This is a genomic window from Streptomyces glaucescens, assembly GCF_002154375.1.
Lineage (GTDB): Bacteria > Actinomycetota > Actinomycetes > Streptomycetales > Streptomycetaceae > Streptomyces > Streptomyces glaucescens.
This window is the reverse complement of the sequence record NZ_MUND01000302.1, coordinates 1-5510: the sequence shown is the minus strand read 5'-3', so window position 1 is coordinate 5510 and position 5510 is coordinate 1. Positions and strand designations below refer to the sequence as shown.

Sequence of the window (5510 nt, the reverse complement as noted above, 5' to 3'; positions counted from 1 at the left end):
CACCGCCCGCCGGGCCGCCGCCTGGGACGCGGCGGACGCCGCCTACCGGGCCGACGGCCGCGCCGAGGACGCCGCCCGCCGCAACGCGCTCGCGCTCGTTCCGCCGCGGCACCCGACCTGGCTCGGCGACCGGCTGCACGCCCCCGCCGTACGGCTCCGCCAGGAGTACGGCATCGACCTGGCCACCGTCTGGCCCCGGCTGTGGCTGCTGCTGCCCGCCGCCACCCGCGACACCCTCACCGAGACCCGCGCCCGCCTCGACACGGCGTTCGCGCTCGGCGGCTGGGCGGTGCTGTACCTGCCGCTGGCCGTCCTGTGGTGGCCGGCCGCGCTGATCGCCCTGGTGGCGGCCGTCGTCGCCCGGCACCGGGCCCGCCTCGCCGCCGAGGTCTACGCGGAGCTGGTCGAGTCCGCCGTGGACCTGCACCTGGACCGCCTGCTGACCCGCCTCGCGGAGCCCCGCCCGTCCCCCCAGCAGGGCCGGGCCCTCACCGAACGCCTGCGCAGAGGCATCTGAAGGGAACTATATTCACCGGAATTATGACAACAGCGGTCAAACCCTGCGGAGGGACCCCGTGGAGATCCTGGTGTTCGGCGTGCAGGCCGACGAGAAGCCCCTGATCGAAGAGGTGTTCGAGGGCCGCCACGAGGCCCGCTGCCTGGACGTCTTCCTCAACGAGGACACCGCCCCGATCGCCGCGGGCTACGAGATCGTCTCCACCAGCGTCAACGCCGACCTCGCCGGACGGGTCCTGGAGATCCTCGCGGCCGGCGGCACCCGGATGATCGCCCAGCGCTCCACCGGCTTCAACAACATCGACCTCCGGACCGCCGAGCGCCTCGGCATGACCATCGCCCGCGTCTCGTACTACTCGCCGTACGCGGTCGCCGAGTTCGCCTGGGCCCTCGCCATGGCGGTCAACCGCCGTGTCGTCCGCGCCTCCACCCGCACCCGCGACTTCGACTTCCGCCTCGACGGACTGATGGGCCGCGACATGCACGGCCGCACCGCCGGCGTCCTCGGCACCGGCAAGATCGGCGAGGCCTTCGCCCGGATCGCGCACGGCTTCGGCATGCGGCTGCTCGGCTGGGACATCGCCGAGAACCCGGCCTGCGTGCAGCTCGGCATGACGTACGTCCCCAAGGAACAGCTGCTCGCCGAGTCGGACCTGGTCACCCTGCATGTGCCGCTGATGCCGCAGACCCGGCACCTGATCGACGCGGACGCGCTGAAGTCCATGAAGGACGACGCGATCCTGGTGAACTCCAGCCGCGGCGGCCTGATCGACACCGCGGCCCTCGTCGCCGAACTGCGCGAGGGCCGCTTCACCGGCGTCGGCCTCGACGTCTACGAGGCGGAGGCGGGCCTGTTCTTCCTCGACAAGTCCCTGGAGGCCGTCTCGGACGACACCCTGGCCCGCCTCGTCACCTTCCCGAACGTCCTGGTCACCTCACACCAGGCGTACTACACGCGGGAGGCCGTCGGCCAGATCGTCGAGACGACCCTGCGCAACGTGCTGGACTACCGGGCGGGCCGCCGCTCGGAGAACGTGCTGGTGCCCCGCAGCTGACCGACCAGCTCCCGGACCACCGCCGCGCCGTTCAGCGTCAGCACCGACTCCGGATGGAACTGCACCCCCGCGAAGCCGGGGCCGCGCAGCGCGTGCACCTCCCCGTTGGCGGCCCGGCTCACCTCCACGCCGTGCGCCGCCAGCTCCGCCGCCGCGGCGTCGTCGCAGCGGGCCGTGAAGCTGTTGTAGAAGCCGACGGTCTCCGGCCGCCCGAACAGGTCGATCTCCGTCTGCGCCCCCTGGTGGGGCACCTCCTTGCGGACGATCTCCAGCCCCAGCTCGGCCGCGATCAGCTCGTGCCCGAGACAGACGCCGAGCACCCCGTGCCGGTGGGTTCGCAGGACCTCGGCGGTGAGCCCCCGCAGAAACCGCATCTTCGGGTCGTCGGCGTCCGCCGGATCCCCCGGTCCGGGCCCCAGCACCAGCGGCCCCTCGTGTGCGAGCACCGTCTCCCGCAGCCCCGGCTCGTCGTAGCGCCGCACGGTCACGTCGAGCCCGCCGGCCCGCAGCACGTGCGCCAGCATCGCGGTGAAGGTGTCCTCCCCGTCGACGACCAGCGCGTGCCCGTCCAGCTCCGCGGACGGCTCCTGCATCCGCAGCCAGAACGGCGCCAGCGAGGCCCGCCGCCCGTCCAGGACGGCCCGCACCCGCGGATCGTCGGCCAGCCCCGGCCGTACGGCCTCCTCGCGCGGCCGGGACGGGCGCACCCCGAGCGCGGCCAGCACCCCCGCCGCCTTGGCATGCGTCTCCGCGACCTCGCCGGCCGGGTCCGAGCCGCGTACCAGGGTCGCGCCGACCGGCACCCGCAGCCGTCCGGCGGCGTCGATGTCCGCCGTACGGATCAGGATGGGGGAGTCCAGCGTCTGCGCCCCGCCGGAGTCCCGGCCGAGCAGGGCCAGCGCGCCCGCGTAGTAGCCGCGCCCTCCGGTCTCGTGCCGCTCGATGACCCGGCACGCGTTCTGCACGGGCGAGCCGGTGACGGTCGCCGCGAACATGGTCTCCTTCAGGACCTCCCGCGCGTCCAGCGAGGACCGCCCGCGCAGTTCGTACTCGGTGTGCGCGAGGTGCGCCATCTCCTTCAGCCGGGGCCCGACGACCACCCCGCCCATGTCGCCGACGGTGCACATCATCTTCAGCTCCTCGTCGACGACCATCGACAGCTCCTCGATCTCCTTGCCGTCGGCGAGGAAGGAGAGCAGGTGCTCGGGGGTGGGTCCGTCGGCGGGGTAGCGGTACGTACCGCTGATCGGGTTCATGACGACCGTGCCGCCGCTCATCCGCACATGCACCTCGGGGCTGGCCCCGACCAGCGTCCGGTCCCCGGTGTGCACCACGAACGTCCAGTACGCGCCGCGCTCGCCGGCCAGCAGCCGCCGGAACAGCGCCAGCGCGTCGGCACGGCCGAATCCCGGGATCTCCCCCTCGTAGGTCCGCCGGATCACGAAGTTCGCGCCCTCGCCGCGCCCGATCTCCTCCTCCAGCACCCGTCCGACGATCCCGGCGTACTCCTCGTCGGCGACGTCGAAGCCGCCGCCCTTCACCCGCACCTCGTGCGTCGGCAGCCGGTCCAGGGCCTCGGCGAGGGGGATGCGGTGGGACTCCTCGGGGGTGAGCACCAGCAGCGGGGTGCCGTCGTCGCGGACGTCGAAGCCGCGCTCGCGGATCTGCCGGAACGGCACCAGGGCCAGGCCCTCGTCGGGCAGGTCGGCGAGCCGGTCGCACTCCGTCACCGGGCCGAGCAGCAGCTCGACCGTGTCGTGGTCGAGCCCGGGCGTGCGGCGGCGGAGCAGGGCGAAGGGGCGGGGGTCGTGGAGCAGGTCGGGCAGATGCATGGTCCGTGTCTTCCTTCTCGGTGAGTCTTGCGAGGAGGAACGACCCGGGTTCACGAACACCGAAGGCCGCCCCTCGGGCGGCCTTCGCGAAGTCTTGCGTACGCGCAGTCAGTGGGCCGCCGGGTGAGCGGTCCACCACCAGTTCTGGTTCTGGGTCGAGTGCGCGAACATGCGCCGCACCCTACCCCAACCGCCGCGCCGGATCACGCGAGTCGCGGCATTCGGTCCGGCCTATGATCGCTGCTTTGGCATGTTCCAGACCAGTCCCGAAGGGGTGGGTGTGTCACTCACACGCAGACTCAGGCCGCTGGCCCTCGTCGCGGCCGCGGCCGCTTCGTTCTCCAGCCTCACGGCACCGTCCGCCACGGCCGCCGACACGCCGACGATGACCAGGCTGACGCTCAGCGGCGACCAGTTCAGGATGACCGACACGAGCTACGTGGCGGCCACGAACAACCTGTACGACAACCACCTCACCCGCCATGCCGACCTCCCCGAGGTGCTCACCACCGACTACACGACGAACTCCTCCGGGGCGGCCGACCCCTGGATGAACCTTCGCTCCATGCGGGCCTGCGCCGGCGACGAGACCAAGGCGCTGCCCCCGGTGCACAGGGCGGTCTCCTGGTGCTGGTCGTCGGCCCACAGTGACGACGACACCGGGCGCTGGTGGCCGCAGGGCCTGAGCAGCACCGGCACGGCCGACGGGGGTGACGGCGCCATCCAGGACAAGCGCGCCCTGGCGGTCGCCTGGCACTACAAGACGTACGCGCGGGACGCGGCGGCGGACCAGGACGGCTGCCGCACGGACAACCTGCTCAAGGTCAGCTTCATCGACCGGGACACCGCCAAGTACCGCCACGTGCTGCTCGTGCAGCCCACCAGCACGTCGTCCACCGCCTCGAACTTCACGTTCGTCACCGGTCACGGCGGCGGGATCGTCTGGTACGCCAACTACCTCTACGTCACCGACACCGCGGGCGGCATCCGCGTCTTCGACATCAACAAGCTCGCCAAGGTCGACACCTACGGCTCCGGTGTCAGCACGTACGGCATCAGCGGCGGCAGGTCCAGCGCCTGCGGCCTCCCCTACGTGCTGCCCCAGGTCCACTACTACAAGCAGGCCTCGCCGCCGCCCTCGGGCGGGTGCAGCGCGGACGCCGTCGCGGGCGTCCCCGACCCGGACTCCCTGTGCTACTCGTGGCTCTCGCTGGACAAGACCGGCGGCGGCCCGTTCAAGCTGGTCACGGGTGAGTGGTTCGGCGAGGCCAACGGCGGACGGGTGGTGCGGTACCAGCTGAACCCGGCCGGCTCCGCGACCTATCCGGGGCTGCTGAACATGTCCGGCGGGAAGACGGTCATCCAGGACGCCTACGCCGCGACCCGCTACCGCGGCCTCCAGGGCGGCATGACCTGGACCGACGTCCAGGGTCTGCTGCACTTCGACTTCCACAAGGGCTGCGGCACCAAGCCGGCCGTGTTCTCGCACACCTGGGTCGGTGACACCCGGCCCCCGACGGCGTGCACCAGCAACGACCTGTCCACCGGCAACTGGGCGGTGGGCACCCCGCAGGCCCTCAGCCACTGGCCCAGGCTCGGCACGGCCCCGGTCGAGGAGCTGTGGGGCCTGACCGAGCACATCTGCCCGAGCAACGCGCTCAAAAGCTCCTACCCCGAGGACTTCACCGCCGTCGACCCGGCCAAGGGGGACGGTGACGCCTGCCTGAACCACGACAGCGAGACCTCCCTGTCGCTGCGCACGGTCTTCGCCGTCGGCTTCGGCGACGCCGCGGTGCAGAACCTGCACTGACCGCGGCCGGCCGGGGGCCGCGGCCCGGCCCGGCCGGCGGTCGCGGTCCCCGGCCGGTGTCCGGGGACCGTCGGGTGCGTCTCACTTGCTGGGCGCGGTCCGGAAGCCCGGACGTCACCCCGTAATGTTGAGGTCGTGACCGTGAACGCTAAGACCAGCGCGAGCGCTGGCAACACCTGGCGAGACCTGCCCGCGGCGCAGCAGCCCGAGTACCCCGACCCCGAGGCTCTGCGCAAGGTGATCGCGGACCTCGAGTCGTATCCGCCGCTCGTCTTCGCGGGCGAGTGCGACCAGCTG

General features: G+C 72.3%; 5 protein-coding genes and 1 pseudogene. 4 read left to right on the top strand and 2 right to left on the bottom strand.

Annotation, left to right across the window (positions count from 1 at the left end):
- Together CCN42_RS42615 and CCN42_RS20310 are read left to right on the top strand one after the other, a co-directional pair.
- Nucleotides 1-517, top strand: a pseudogene (locus tag CCN42_RS42615) (hypothetical protein); the annotation flags it as partial.
- A 58-nt stretch (nucleotides 518-575) separates the two neighbouring features.
- Nucleotides 576-1571, top strand: a complete 996-nt coding sequence (locus CCN42_RS20310) for a 2-hydroxyacid dehydrogenase (RefSeq protein WP_086737614.1) — start codon at nucleotides 576-578, stop codon at nucleotides 1569-1571.
- Here CCN42_RS20310 and CCN42_RS20305 read toward each other — a convergent pair.
- Together CCN42_RS20305 and CCN42_RS46170 are read right to left on the bottom strand one after the other, a co-directional pair.
- Entirely contained in the window at nucleotides 1523-3403 is a 1881-nt protein-coding gene (locus tag CCN42_RS20305; RefSeq protein ID WP_086737612.1) for an anthranilate synthase family protein, read from the bottom strand. The two genes, CCN42_RS20310 and CCN42_RS20305, sit on opposite strands and share 49 nt — an antisense overlap.
- Before the next feature lie 108 nt (nucleotides 3404-3511).
- Complete coding sequence (locus CCN42_RS46170; RefSeq protein WP_152788727.1) at nucleotides 3512-3574, bottom strand: trp operon leader peptide; 63 nt, start codon at nucleotides 3572-3574, stop codon at nucleotides 3512-3514.
- 109 nt (nucleotides 3575-3683) lie between these two features.
- Between CCN42_RS46170 and CCN42_RS44590 the strand changes: the two genes are divergently transcribed.
- Nucleotides 3684-5213, top strand: coding sequence for a hypothetical protein (locus CCN42_RS44590; RefSeq protein ID WP_245877384.1), 1530 nt, complete (start codon nucleotides 3684-3686; stop codon nucleotides 5211-5213).
- Nucleotides 5214-5348: 135 nt separating this feature from the next.
- A partial coding sequence (locus CCN42_RS41435) for a 3-deoxy-7-phosphoheptulonate synthase (RefSeq protein WP_143661963.1) occupies nucleotides 5349-5510 on the top strand: 162 nt, incomplete at its 3' end.